Raw genomic sequence first — 14,284 nt, 5'->3', positions numbered from 1 at the left:
CATGTAAAAGTCCTCCTGGGTATGTTTTTGTCGTTAAAAACATTGTACCGTAAAAGGACTGTTATATGGCCTTTTTACTTTTACACAATTATACGGACTTTATCTAATGACATTCTATATTTATGCGATTCTCAAGAAAAAAATAATGTTTATAAAAATTTTATTCTGGATGTAAAGAATTATTTTGAATATAGTGGTGAGAAAAAAAATGAATGACAAAATAAATCATTTGATTAAAATAACAGGATGGTTTACAGGACTCTTTTTCTTGTTACTAATTATAGTATCATGTACGGTATGGCAAATAGGATGGATAGATATCATAAGTTATACTGTAACAATATCAACATTTATTACTATAGGGTATGAAAGGTTTATGTGGAAGTGGAAATTGTTTCGTATATTTAATAAGCAAGCTGATATATCAGGAGATTATGAGGCAACACTCAGACATTTTTATGGAGAAGGTGGAATTAAAAAGGTAAGTGTGGAAATAAAACAAACTTTTTTAACAGTAAATATTGAATTCAGAAGCGATGAAATTACTAGTAATAGTATTACAGCAGATATTATTGAAGAACATGGTAAAAATATATTGTACTATACTTATATAACAAATCCAAAAGCCGAATTCGAAAAGAAAAATCCTATTAATCGAGGAACAACAAGATTAATAGTTGAAGAAAATGAATTGACTGGAAAGTATTGGACTGGAGCCGAAACCACAGGTGATCTAAGACTCAAAAAACTAAAATAAAGTATTGATACCAAAATAAATTCAATTTTATTTTGGTATTTTTAGCAATATCACTAACAAGGGGAGGCGTATCATAAGTAGGAGGATAAGAAAGAGATGACTTAAATGTTTTATAACTCATTTTATGTAAAATATCGACAACAAATAACCATCACTAATAAATGTAATGGAGGGAATTTATGGTAAGAGAAAATGGTGGAGCAAATGCTCAAAGAGGGTTTAACTATCAAAATTGTGTAATTTCTTTAGTAGCAATTAGAAATTATAAGAAACCAAATTTCAAAATTTATGTTGAAGCAGATGAAGATTTCGAAGTAAATTATGGCGATGATTATCATGCATGTATACAAGTTAAAGGAGAAAAAAATTTAACCTTTAACAAGCTTTTAAAAGGTGAAAAAGGGAAGCTTTCAATATTTGAAAAAAATCTTTCATCTGGGAAATCAGATTCTGTATATAAAATAGTTGTTTTTAGCTTTAGCCGAAAAGATATGGAAAGCATGCAGGAACAAACAGATGAAGAAGAACTGTTTTCAAACTCTTGGTTACTATCAAATGACCAAAAAAATAAAGTGAATAATGATCGTGTTGAAAATTTTTCATTGGTAAAAACAGCATTTGATAACGATATGAAGAATGCTAGGATATATTTAAAGGGAGAATTAGTACAACAAAATATAGTTGTTGAGGGTAGAGCCGAAGTAATACTTAATGAATTATTTCAACAAATTCTTCAAAAGTCTGAAAAAAAAGTTCAAACTGAACAAGATAAAGAACTGAAAAAAATAACGTCAAAAGAATTAGATTTGATTTTACAGAAAATAACTGCAAAAGCTCGTTTTGAAAAAGAATTAAAAAATTTAAGATTTAATTCGTTGAAAGAAGAGAAAATTAAAAAGGAAGAGAAGAAAATAATTTTAGAATACATGGCTGTAAAAAAAGCTGTTATAAGATTTTTGAAATCTGATGAAGAAAAGTTGGAAAATAATTCCATTAGTACATTAATATCTGAAACATTTAATTTGTCAGAAATGAATTGTTTATCAGAGAATACTAAATATGCCATTGCTATATCGGCTTATTGCGATATTTTAGAGGAGATTGCATATGAATAAATTAACAATAATAAGTTTATCGATACTTGATAATAAAGAAAAAAAAGCAAATAAGTTTGAATTTTCAGAAAAATCTAATTTGATAATTAGCGAAAGGAACGGGGAAGGGAAATCTAGCCTTATAAAATCAATACAGTATTGTTTAGGATCAAATTTAAAAGCGTTTCCAAAAGGATGGGACTACAAAAATTATGTTTTTCAATTAGAAATAGTTATTGATAAAAATAAGATATTGATTCAGAGATATAATAATATAATAACAGTTTTAGATGATGGGAAAATTAAAAAGTTTGGATACTTAAAAGACTATTCTGATTGGTTTCAAGATAAGATGGAGATGAATTTAAAATTAGTTAGTAAGAATAAAAATACTTCTAGTTTAGCTTCACTGGAAGCTATTTTGAGCCCATTGTATATTGATCAAGATAAATCATGGGATGGAATTCTATATAAGAACTCATTTGAGGGTTTAGCACAATATAAAAGTCAAAGTTTTCCTAAAGAAGTATTTGAATACTATTTAGGTATTTCTAATAATATAATGAATGATAAAATAAATAAACTCAATAAATATAAAGAGAAATCGAAAGAAAAAAAAGTGAAAATTGAACAAGTAGATTCTGTATATAAAAATTATAGTTCTCAAAAAAACATTTCGAAAACGATACCAAAAGAATTTGAAGAGTTTAAAAAACAAGTAGATTTCTATATTAAAGAAACAGATCGATTTTCTCAAATGATCACTCAAAAAACAGACAAGTTATCTAAAGAAAAAATGAAGCTTGATATTTTACAACAAGACAGGGAAGAATTGAGAAAATTATTAACAAAAACAAAAAAAAGATTATCAGAAGTAAGTTATGAATGTACTTATTGTCATTCAGTACTAACAAGAGGCCAATCCTTAACAAGGATGGAATTAGATGATAATAAGATAGAAATATTATTACGAAAAGATAGTATAAATCAAGAAATAATAAAAACAGAAAACAATATTCAAAAGAAATTAATAGAAATTCAAAATCTTGAGAATCAATTTGAACTTTATCATGAACGTCTTTCAGAATTAAAGCAATTATCGAATATTGATAATTATGTAAATCAAAAAGTATTACAAGAATTAGAAATATTAAAAATTGAAGAAGTTATTGAATTGAAAGAAATAGATCAGGAAATAAAAAGCTTGAAAAATGAAATTTCAAAGCTTAAAAAGAGTTTAAAAACTGATTTAGAAAATATTAATCAAAAATTTAAAAAACTAAAAAATAAAATATCACTACAAATGGAAACTACGGGACTGTCTGAAAAAAAAGTATTAAACTTTAATAAATTAAATGGTAGCGGAACATTTCTAAATAAAGATTTATTAACATTATATCTGGTTTATATGAACCTTCTAGATAGTATGGAAGATTTTGGTTTGCCATTTGCTATTGATTCATTTGTAAAAAATGAGACAGACTCAATAGCATTAGAAAAAATGTTTGGTGCAATTGATAAATATTTTTTGACATTAAATAACCAAACATTTTTTTCAATAATAAAAGAAAATTTAAAGTTTATAGAAAATCCTGTTAATGAGATAAAAATAGAGAGACCTTTATTAAAAGAGAAATTTTTTTCTGATATAGAGAAAGAACTAATTCAAAATTTAAATATTTTATAGAAAAAATATAATAATATTACGTGTAAATGACTAGTATAATATAGGAAAATGACGAAATGAAAATGTTGTTTTTCCTATATTTTTTCTTTTTAAAATTATATAATCATTTCCTAACTCAACCTTTGATAGGAGATCAAATGATTGTGACTCAAGAACAGTTAAAAGATATTATGAAGTAGGTAAAGAAAATGAATTAGAACGAGTAAAAAGGAGGAAACTTAAATTCCTCCTTTCCTTTATTTCTCATACTATAATTCTATTTTAACGTCTTCGTCCATTTGGGCTTCAAATTCATCTAGTAGTGCTCGTGCTTCTGCAATTGATTGTGTATTCATCAACTGATGGCGAAGTTCGCTAGCGCCTCTTATGCCACGCACATAGATTTTAAAGAATCTACGCAAACTCTTGAATTGTCGTATTTCATCTTTTTCATATTTGTTAAACAATGATAAATGCAATCTCAACAAATCTAATAGTTCTTTGCTTGTGTGTTCGCGTGGTTCTTTTTCAAAAGCGAATGGATTATGGAAAATGCCTCTACCAATCATGACGCCATCAATGCCATATTTTTCTGCAAGTTCAAGTCCTGTTTTTCTATCGGGAATATCACCGTTAATTGTTAACAATGTATTTGGTGCAATTTCGTCACGTAAATTTTTAATAGCTTCGATTAATTCCCAATGTGCATCTACTTTACTCATTTCTTTACGTGTACGAAGATGAATAGATAAATTGGCAATATCTTGTTCGAAGACGTGCTTCAACCAATCTTTCCATTCATCGATTTCATAGTAGCCAAGGCGTGTTTTAACACTTACCGGAAGCCCACCTGCTTTAGTTGCTTGAATAATTTCGGCAGCGACGTCAGGTCTTAAGATTAAGCCGGAACCCTTACCCTTTTTAGCAACATTTGCTACAGGACATCCCATATTTAAGTCAATGCCTTTAAAGCCCATTTTAGCTAGTTGAATACTCGTTTCACGGAACTGATCTGGCTTATCTCCCCATATATGAGCGACCATCGGCTGTTCATCTTCGCTAAAAGTTAAGCGTCCGCGCACACTATGTATGCCTTCAGGGTGGCAAAAGCTCTCGGTATTTGTAAATTCAGTGAAAAACACATCCGGTCTAGCTGCTTCACTTACAACGTGTCGAAAGACGATATCTGTAACGTCTTCCATTGGCGCCAAAATAAAAAATGGACGTGGTAATTCACTCCAAAAATTTTCCTTCATAATATATTTATACCCTCTTTATAATTAGTATCTCGATTTTTTATGCATGATGATATTACCACAAAAGACGAACTTATACAAAAGGAATTTTAGTTGATACAACCATTTGAAAGGGAAGTCTACGAGTAGTCTAAAATGAATGTTGTGATAAGTTGATCAATATACAAATCAAGGATTATCGCGTTAAATTGTTCATTATTAATGATACACTACTTATTATTATGATTCAGAATTTTCTTTTGCTACATATACAGTAATGTGATTTATAAGTTATCTTATAACAAAGACAAATTTATAAAGGTAATATTATGGAAGATTTAAGACACTCTTTAAAAGGTTTAGGTTGGTATGACTTATTTTTTACAGTACCTATGTTTCTACTATTCGTGTATCTGCCGAATTATAATTTTATAACTATATTTATTAACATTGTTATCATTATTTTCTTTTCCATAGGTTTGATTTTAACTACGCATATAATTATAGATAAAATTAAGAGCAACACGAAATGATTCATTAATACGAATGTGATTAAACATAAAACTGAAGGAGCGATTACAATGGCGACTAAGAAAGATGTACATGATTTATTTTTAAATCATGTGAATTCAAATGCCGTTAAAACTAGAAAGATGATGGGAGAATATATTATTTATTATGATAGTGTGGTTATAGGTGGTTTGTATGATAATAGATTATTGGTTAAGGCGACTAAAAGTGCACGTCATCAATTGCAAGATAATACATTAGTTTCGCCATATCCAGGTGCCAAAGAAATGATATTAATTCCAGACATTACCGAAGCAATAAATCTCACTAATTTATTTGAGCTCATAAAAAATGATTTGAAAAACTAATCATAAATTGCCATACTCAACTATTTTGAAAAGTATCAATTTCATATTATCAAATTATTGAGTATCTCGATTTATTGTTATACACAAACAGTATTTTTGCTATGATAGAGTTAATAAATATAATAAATTGAATAAGTAACTTTACAAAACTAGAATGATTCAATTCAATCACAATTATTTGAAAATAGAGGTGAGCAGGTGAACGATATGTTAATTAGTCTCGTAACCCCAGTTTTTGCTTTGTTAGTTATTGGTGGTATTATTTGGGTGATTATAGAAGGTATAGTACATATTTCAAAAAAGAATAAAGCAATCGATAACTTTTTAAACCAAGTTAATAAAGTAAGTGAGACATATAAATTCGCTACTACTATTTTATTTCTAATCTTGGCTACGGCGGGTATTTCTCAATTTTATCTATATTATATAGTATCAGCGTTTCTTTTTTGGCTTGTCATACTTACCTTTGGTATTGCAGGTATCATTTTTTTAATGCCATATGGATTATGTTTTCTACCGTTTTATAAGCAAAAAAAGAAAAAACAGACATTTAAAAAATACATGGTTTACACTACGATTGGTTTGTCAATTTGTCTAGGCTTATCTCTAGTTTTGGTTCACACTACGAAAATTTATATGGACGAAGGTGGCGTAAGATACTATTACGGTAGTTTTGTAATGAAACAAGCGGGCGGTTATGCTTATTTAGCTTTAGCAGTACTTTCAACGTTGTTAATTGTTGCGAAAAAAGCTACAAATAAAAATAAAGAAATCGAAACCGTCGACAATACAAATATAATGGAAAGATAATTAAGGGAGTGCTCATTCAGGAGTGCTCTTTTTTGGTGTTCAAATTTAGTTGGAAATGAAGGCATAGAAGAAATTTTTATAGTCATTTATTGGATAATAAATTATGGTCATATCGATTAATTTTATTAGTGAGGATTTTACAAACATTTGTTGAATAAATATGGTAATGATAATATATGAATATTTTTGAAAAAACACTAATATGATTAAATTATTTGTTAAAATAGCATTAAGTAAAAAACAAATAGGGAACAAGGTGGGATTTCATGAGTCAATTGCTAAATGATACGTTATCGGCTTGGTTGTTAATTGAATCTTTAAGTCCAGGAGAAGTAAATTTTACAGCGGAAGATATACTCTCAGCTGAACATTTTAAAAATGGTGCAAAGCAAGCACAACTTCAAAGTTTTGATGAATATTTTGAAATATGGAATTCTGAACGCTTTATTATATCAGAAGAAAAATCAGAGACTGGGGAACTTATATTTAAATTTTATAGACATTGCTTCCGCTATAATGAAATTAATTTGAAAATTCAGGATATTTTTGATGATTATTCTGATATTCATAATCCAAATGGGACACACTGTTATGGTTACACATTTAACACAGATAAACACGGCAAAGTGATAGTTGATTCTATACATATTCCGATGATTATGAGTGCATTAAAAGAAATTGAAAAGAACAAAAATGCCAATATAGAAGAAAAATTTAATGATTCTGTTGAAAAATTTGTTCAAAAAGTAAAAGAAATTTTAGCAGATGAACCAATTAATGAATTTAAATTGAAGAAGATGGACAAAGCTTATGATGAGTACTTTTCTGTATTAAATTCAAAGAAAGATGGATTATTTGGACATTATGTAGCAATAGAATATGTGAAAGATAGTGATTTACCACAGCCGGAATTTAACAGTTTCTTCATAAGTGATATTGAGGAAGCAAGAAAATCTCCCAACCAAACTTTAATTGATTACATTGAAGGTGTAGAAGAAAGTCAGCGCATAGAAGTAGATGAAAATAAAGAAATGTTTGACAAATTTTTACATCCTTCACGTTTGCCTGATGGACGATGGCCATCACAGACTGAGTTTAGATTGTCTTTAATGCAACAACTTGCTGTAAACCAAATTACGAGTGGTAATGAAAGAATAAGTTCAGTTAATGGGCCACCAGGGACAGGTAAGACTACTTTATTAAAAGATATATTTGCTCATCTAGTAGTTGAAAGAGGTAAAGAGTTAGCTAAACTAAATAATCCTAAAGATGCATTTGTCAAAACAAAAATTCATGAAACGGATGATAAATACGTATACTTACTAAAGGAATCTATTGCCAAATATAAGATGGTAGTCGCATCTAGTAATAATGGAGCTGTTGAAAATATATCTAAAGATTTACCGAAAATTGAAGAAATTATAAGAAATCCCGAAAAATGTAAATTCCCTAAATATGAACAGAATTATGCAAATTTAGCACATGAATTAAAAGATTTTGCTGAAATAGCTGAAGGTTTGATTGGTGAAAGTGCCTGGGGCTTATTTTCTGGAGTATTTGGAAAAAGCAGTAACATTAATAAAGTATTGGAGCACATGCTAAAAAAAGATGGGAATGATATTGGCTTTGCTAGATTACTTCAAAATGAAAATAATCGTATGAGTTATCACGAGTTAATGACTGAATGGCAAGCACATCAACGTGCATTTTTAGAAGAGTTGAGGCATGTTGAAATGTTAAAAGAAGAATCTATTAGAGCATATGATGTTTATAAAAATTGTGAGTCTTTCTCTAAGATTGAACATGAACTAAATAGCGAAAAAATGAATGTTAAGGAAAAGTTGAATCATTTAGAAATTCAAATATCTTGTGACAATAAAGAAATTGAAGATTTGGGTGATCGAATTAATTATAATACAAAGCAAATAGAAACTTTAAATGAGTTAATTAAATCCATCAAAGAAAGCAACAAAGGTTTTATTAACAAACTGAAAGCGATGTTTAATTCAGAAGAAGATGAAAGCTATAAAGATCATAATAAAGAGAAGCAACAATTATTAACACAACAGTTAGAGTTAGAGAAATGTAAAAAAAACAAACATGAAGACCTTGTTAGCAAACTAAAAGAAAAAGAGAAATTAATTAAACAATTAACTAAAGTACAGTTGCAATTAGACGAGTTAAATTCACAGTTACAAGAGTTAGAAGCATATCGTATTGAGTCAAAAATTACAATTCCAGAAAAAGATTTTTGGAGTGACAACAATTATGATGAGCGCCAAGTTACTAATCTGTGGACGAGTGACGAACTTCAATACAGACGTGCCATGCTCTTTTTAAGAGCAATGATATTGCATAAATTATTATTGATTGCTAATAATACAACTATTTATTATGCGATTAATGATTTTAAAGATAGAAGGAAATTAATTGATGCAAATCCAGATAAAGTACACAACGCATGGAATGTGATGCATTTAATATTTCCAGTAGTTAGTACGACGTTTGCAAGCTTTAAATCTATGTATGGGGGCATACCAAAAGATTTCATAGACTACTTATTTATTGATGAAGCAGGACAAGCAATACCTCAAGCAGCTGTGGGAGCATTATATCGTTCAAAAAAAGTTGTAGCTGTAGGTGATCCGATTCAAATTGAACCGGTTGTGACTTTAGAAAGTCATTTAATTGATAACATTCGTAAAAATTATCATGTTCCGGAATATCTAGTTTCTAAAGAAGCTTCTGTGCAGTCTGTCGCTGACAACGCTAATCAATATGGTTTTTGGAAATCTGATGCTACTGATAGTAATCAAAAAACATGGATAGGCATACCTTTATGGGTGCACAGACGATGTTTAAAACCTATGTTCACGATAGCTAACCAAATCGCTTATAATAATAAAATGGTGTTGCCAAGTAATATTACAAAAGTAGGTAAAACAGGTTGGTATGACGTTAAAGGAAACGCAATTCAAAAACAATTTGTGAAAGAGCATGGCGAAAAAGTAGTGGGATTACTAGCTGATGATTGGATTGAAGCAATTAAGGAAGGTAAAAATGAACCGAGCTCATTTGTAATATCGCCTTTTTCAGCAGTACAGCAACAGATTAAACGTATGTTAAAGCAACAACTACCGACTAGAATTGATATTGAACGTACAAAAATTAATCAATGGGTCGATAAATCCATTGGTACTGTTCATACTTTTCAAGGTAAAGAGGCTCAGAAGGTGTATTTTGTAATAGGTACTGATAATACCCAAGATGGTGCTGTGAACTGGTCATGCGAAAAACCAAACTTGTTAAACGTTGCAGTGACAAGAGCTAAGAAAGAGTTTTATGTAATTGGTGACATGCAAAGAATACAGTCGAAACCATTTTATGAGACGATTTTTAAAGAAAGAGATGTAAAATGAAATTGAAATAACAGTATTACTTGATACTTAATTACCGAGCAATTTATACATTTTAAAAGGAGCAAAATTGAATAATGAAGAAATTTAACAGCTGGATATTAAATGCAATAAGTGGATCTCAAACAGACAAGAATGGAACAACTAAAGAATTAAAAGGGGCAAAATTTATCATTTTATATGCATATTCAATGCTCGTTTTGCTTGCGTTAGTAATTTCTAACATATTCATTCACATTTTGGAGCCTAAACTATCAATCACCACTCAAATCATCATCGTTTTAATTTTAATTGAAGCACTAATTGGACTACGTTTCTTGAAAGCGTACGATGTTAAGCGTGGCAAAGATAAAGAAAATAAGAAAAATAGTAAGGATTTCGTTAAACTAAAATCAATTTTAGTAGCAATTTTATTTACATCATTGGCGCTGACAGCAGGCACTGTAGCTGATATATACGGTATCACTGACTTAGGAAATACTAGGAGTGATTTAATCGTTTGGAGTATAGGTGGCATTCTATTTGGCCTCGTATGTTACACAATGGAAGATAAAAAATAATGATAAGGAGCTGGCGATTATAAAGCTAGCTCCTTAAATTTTACGTACAACTATAAAGTTAAATTACATGGTTTTGAATCATATGTCATTAATTTCTATAATGCATACTCATGAATATTATTTAAATAAGTTTTAAAATTTTACACATATTTTTATTTAAAAAAAGATGTATAATTAATGTATTAAATATAGAAAGAAGTTGATATTATGAAAAAGTGTATTAAGACTTTGTTTTTAAGTATCATTTTAGTAGTGATGAGTGGTTGGTATCATTCAGCACATGCGTCAGATTCGTTGAGTAAAAGTCCAGAAAATTGGATGAGTAAACTTGATGAAAGCAAACATTTAACTGAGATTAATATGCCAGGCTCACATGATAGTGGTTCATTCACTTTAAAGGATCCAGTAAAATCGGTTTGGGCAAAGACTCAAGACAAAGATTACCTTACTCAAATGAAGTCGGGAGTCAGGTTTTTTGATATTAGAGGTAGAGCAAGTGCTGATAATATGATTTCGGTTCATCACGGCATGGTTTATCTGCATCATGAACTAGGGAAATTTTTAGATGATGCTAAATATTACTTGAGTGCTTATCCAAACGAAACAATTGTGATGTCTATGAAAAAGGACTACGATAGCGATTCTAAAGTTACGAAGACATTTGAAGAAATTTTTAGAGAATATTATTATAATAACCCGCAATATCAGAATCTTTTTTACACAGGAAGTAATGCGAATCCTACTTTAAAAGAAACGAAAGGTAAAATTGTCCTATTCAATAGAATGGGGGGTACATACATAAAAAGTGGTTATGGTGCTGACACGTCTGGCATTCAATGGGCAGATAACGCGACATTTGAAACGAAAATTAATAATGGTAGCTTAAATTTACAAGTACAAGATGAGTATAAAGATTACTATGATAAAAAAGTTGAAGCTGTTAAAAATTTATTGGCTAAAGCTAAAACGGATAGTAACAAAGACAATGTATATGTGAATTTCTTGAGTGTAGCGTCTGGAGGCAGCGCATTTAATAGTACTTATAACTATGCGTCACATATAAATCCTGAAATTGCAAAAACGATTAAAGAAAACGGGAAAGCTAGAACTGGTTGGCTGATTGTTGACTATGCAGGATATCCGTGGCCTGGATATGATGATATCGTAAGTGAAATTATAGATAGTAATAAATAAGGATTCAATAATGATATTAAGACGAGTATGAAAATAGTTAGATTCTAATTATTTTCACTACTCGTTTTTATTTTGAAAATAAGTAATAATTCAACAATATTATAAATTGAACAGATTGTTTGTGAAATTTTTGATAATATTAAAGTGAAAAAGTGTTATAAATTGATAAATATATGTAATTAACAAAAACAAATCATTTTAAAAAGAAGAGAGTTGTAAGATGATGAAACGATTAAACAAATTAGTGTTAGGCATTATTTTTCTGTTTTTAGTCATTAGTATCACTGCTGGTTGTGGCATAGGTAAAGAAGCGGAAGTTAAGAAAAGCTTTGAAAAAACATTGAGTATGTACCCTATTAAAAATCTAGAGGATTTATACGATAAGGAAGGCTATCGTGATGATCAGTTTGATAAAAATGATAAAGGTACATGGATTATAAATTCTGAAATGGTTATTCAACCTAATAATGAAGATATGGTAGCTAAAGGCATGGTTCTATATATGAATAGAAATACCAAAACAACAAATGGTTACTACTATGTCGATGTGACTAAGGACGAGGATGAAGGAAAACCGCACGACAATGAAAAAAGATATCCGGTTAAAATGGTCGATAATAAAATCATTCCAACAAAAGAAATTAAAGATGAAAAAATAAAAAAAGAAATCGAAAACTTTAAGTTCTTTGTTCAATATGGAGACTTTAAAAATTTGAAAAATTATAAAGACGGAGATATTTCATATAATCCAGAGGTGCCGAGTTATTCGGCTAAATATCAATTAACTAATGATGATTATAATGTAAAACAATTACGCAAAAGATATGATATACCGACGAGTAAAGCTCCAAAGTTATTGTTAAAAGGTTCAGGGAATTTAAAAGGCTCATCAGTTGGATATAAAGATATTGAATTTACGTTTGTAGAGAAAAAAGAAGAAAATATATACTTTAGTGATAGCTTAGATTATAAAAAAAGCGGAGATGTATAATCATGGCTCAATCAGAATATGAAATCAATCCCGGAAAAAGAGAGTGATGAAATGATAAAACGTGTAAATAAATTAGTGCTTGGTATTAGTCTTCTGTTTTTAGTCATTAGTATCACTGCTGGTTGTGGCATGGGTAAAGAAGCGGAAATTAAGAAAAGTTTTGAAAAAACGTTGAGTATGTATCCGATTAAAAACCTAGAGGATTTATATGACAAAGAGGGCTATCGAGATGATCAATTTGATAAAAATGATAAGGGAACATGGATTGTAAATTCTCAAATGGCAATTCAAAATAAAGGAGAAGCTCTAAAAATAAAAGGCATGCTTTTGAAGATAGATAGAAATACAAGAAGTGCAAAAGGATTTTACTATACTAATGAAATAAAGACGGAGAAATACGAAGTAGCTCAGGATAATCAAAAAAAATATCCAGTTAAAATGATTAATAATAAATTCATTTCTACTGAGGAAGTTAAAGAAGAAAACATAAAAAAAGAAATCGAAAACTTTAAGTTTTTTGCGCAATATAGCAATTTTAAAGATTTAATGAATTATAAAGATGGAGATATATCATATAATCCAGAGGTGCCGAGTTATTCAGCTCAATATCAATTAACTAATGATGATTATAATGTAAAACAATTACGTAAAAGATATGACATACCAACAAATAACGCGCCGAAGCTGTTGTTGAAAGGTACAGGGAATTTAAAAGGTTCATCAGTTGGATATAAAAAAATTGAATTTACTTTTTTAGAGAATAAAAATGAAAATATTTACTTTACTGATAGTCTACATCTTGAACCGAGCGAGGATAAATAATCATCTTTTAACCAGAATATGAAATCAATCCAGGACAACCTAATAAAAGGAGAGAGTTGTAAGGTTATGAAGTGTTTAAGTAAATGGGCATTTTACATTAGTTTTTTGATATTAGTTATTAGTATTACTGCTGGTTGTGGTACAGGGAAAGAAGCGGAAATAAAGAAAAGTTTTGAAAAAACGTTGAGTATGTATCCGATTAAAAATCTAGAGGATTTATACGATAAAGAAGGATATCGTGATGATCAATTTGATAAAAATGATAAGGGAACATGGATTGTTCGTTCGTCAATGTCGATTCAATCTAATGGAAAAGATATGAATATAAAAGGCATGGTTTTATATATGAATAGAAATACAAGAACAACAAATGGCTATTACTATGTTGATGTTATAGAAAGAGAAGATAAAGGTATACATCGTGATAACGAAAAAAGATATCCGGTTAAAATGGTCGATAATAAAATCATTCCAACTAAAGAAATTAAAGATGAAAAAATAAAAAAAGAAATCGAAAACTTTAAGTTCTTTGTTCAATATGGCGACTTTAAAGATTTGTCGAAGTACAAAGACGGCGATATATCATACAATCCAGAGGTGCCGAGTTATTCAGCAAAATATCAATTAACTAATGATGACTATAATGTAAAACAATTACGAAAAAGATATAATATACCAACGAATAAAGCACCAAAGCTATTGTTGAAAGGTACAGGGAATTTAAAAGGTTCATCAATTGGCTACAAAAAAATTGAATTTACTTTCGTAGAGAAAAAGGGAGAAAATATATACTTTAGTGATGGGTTACATTTTAATCCAAGTGAGGATAAATAATCATGATTCGATCAAATTATGAAATCG

13 protein-coding genes are annotated in these 14,284 nt (G+C 29.4%); 12 read left to right on the top strand and 1 reads right to left on the bottom strand.

The annotated features are described in order from the left end of the window. Positions 1 to 208: 208 nt before the first annotated feature. The 3 genes from IDG63_RS04755 (at position 209) to IDG63_RS14665 (ending at position 3,538) form a co-directional block, all read left to right on the top strand. Positions 209 to 757, top strand: a complete 549-nt coding sequence (locus IDG63_RS04755) for a Cap15 family cyclic dinucleotide receptor domain-containing protein (RefSeq protein WP_000998228.1) — start codon at positions 209 to 211, stop codon at positions 755 to 757. Between the two features lie 179 nt (positions 758 to 936). Further along, positions 937 to 1,872: a dsDNA nuclease domain-containing protein gene (locus tag IDG63_RS04750; RefSeq protein WP_000251225.1), complete on the top strand. Its 936-nt coding sequence runs from the start codon at positions 937 to 939 to the stop codon at positions 1,870 to 1,872. Beyond that, positions 1,865 to 3,538: a coiled-coil domain-containing protein gene (locus IDG63_RS14665; RefSeq protein ID WP_042908976.1), complete on the top strand. Its 1,674-nt coding sequence runs from the start codon at positions 1,865 to 1,867 to the stop codon at positions 3,536 to 3,538. The genes IDG63_RS04750 and IDG63_RS14665 overlap by 8 nt, the downstream gene beginning before the upstream one ends. Before the next feature lie 248 nt (positions 3,539 to 3,786). Here the strand turns inward: IDG63_RS14665 and IDG63_RS04735 are convergent, their stop codons facing one another. Continuing rightward, a complete protein-coding gene (locus IDG63_RS04735) occupies positions 3,787 to 4,773 on the bottom strand; it encodes a tRNA dihydrouridine synthase (RefSeq protein WP_000662024.1) in 987 nt (328 codons plus the stop codon). Positions 4,774 to 5,081: 308 nt separating this feature from the next. Between IDG63_RS04735 and IDG63_RS04730 the strand changes: the two genes are divergently transcribed. The 9 genes from IDG63_RS04730 (at position 5,082) to IDG63_RS04690 (ending at position 14,257) form a co-directional block, all read left to right on the top strand. After that, positions 5,082 to 5,285, top strand: coding sequence for a DUF6007 family protein (locus tag IDG63_RS04730; RefSeq protein ID WP_001641272.1), 204 nt, complete (start codon positions 5,082 to 5,084; stop codon positions 5,283 to 5,285). Between the two features lie 48 nt (positions 5,286 to 5,333). Beyond that, positions 5,334 to 5,630 carry a TfoX/Sxy family protein gene (locus IDG63_RS04725; protein WP_000201643.1) on the top strand — a complete coding sequence of 99 codons (297 nt, stop codon included), beginning with the start codon at positions 5,334 to 5,336 and terminating at the stop codon, positions 5,628 to 5,630. Between the two features lie 207 nt (positions 5,631 to 5,837). Further along, positions 5,838 to 6,440, top strand: coding sequence for a hypothetical protein (locus IDG63_RS04720; RefSeq protein ID WP_001641273.1), 603 nt, complete (start codon positions 5,838 to 5,840; stop codon positions 6,438 to 6,440). Between the two features lie 266 nt (positions 6,441 to 6,706). After that, positions 6,707 to 9,859 (top strand): DEAD/DEAH box helicase, encoded by a 3,153-nt coding sequence (locus IDG63_RS04715; RefSeq protein ID WP_000080566.1) that lies wholly within the window; start codon positions 6,707 to 6,709, stop codon positions 9,857 to 9,859. A 74-nt stretch (positions 9,860 to 9,933) separates the two neighbouring features. Further along, positions 9,934 to 10,416, top strand: coding sequence for a hypothetical protein (locus IDG63_RS04710; RefSeq protein WP_000714396.1), 483 nt, complete (start codon positions 9,934 to 9,936; stop codon positions 10,414 to 10,416). A 207-nt stretch (positions 10,417 to 10,623) separates the two neighbouring features. Beyond that, positions 10,624 to 11,610, top strand: coding sequence for a phosphatidylinositol-specific phospholipase C (locus IDG63_RS04705; RefSeq protein ID WP_000710578.1), 987 nt, complete (start codon positions 10,624 to 10,626; stop codon positions 11,608 to 11,610). Positions 11,611 to 11,830: 220 nt separating this feature from the next. Next, on the top strand, positions 11,831 to 12,601 hold the full coding sequence (locus tag IDG63_RS04700) for a tandem-type lipoprotein (RefSeq protein WP_000977774.1): 771 nt from the start codon (positions 11,831 to 11,833) through the stop codon (positions 12,599 to 12,601). Positions 12,602 to 12,652: 51 nt separating this feature from the next. Further along, positions 12,653 to 13,423 (top strand): tandem-type lipoprotein, encoded by a 771-nt coding sequence (locus tag IDG63_RS04695; protein WP_001817587.1) that lies wholly within the window; start codon positions 12,653 to 12,655, stop codon positions 13,421 to 13,423. 66 nt (positions 13,424 to 13,489) lie between these two features. Continuing rightward, positions 13,490 to 14,257 carry a tandem-type lipoprotein gene (locus IDG63_RS04690; protein WP_000649986.1) on the top strand — a complete coding sequence of 256 codons (768 nt, stop codon included), beginning with the start codon at positions 13,490 to 13,492 and terminating at the stop codon, positions 14,255 to 14,257. Positions 14,258 to 14,284: the final 27 nt, after the last annotated feature.

It is taken from the genome of Staphylococcus sp. EG-SA-14 (assembly GCF_017151935.1).
GTDB lineage: Bacteria > Bacillota > Bacilli > Staphylococcales > Staphylococcaceae > Staphylococcus > Staphylococcus aureus.
Note: the sequence above shows the minus strand (reverse complement) of the source record. Positions and strands in the feature narration are given on the sequence as shown.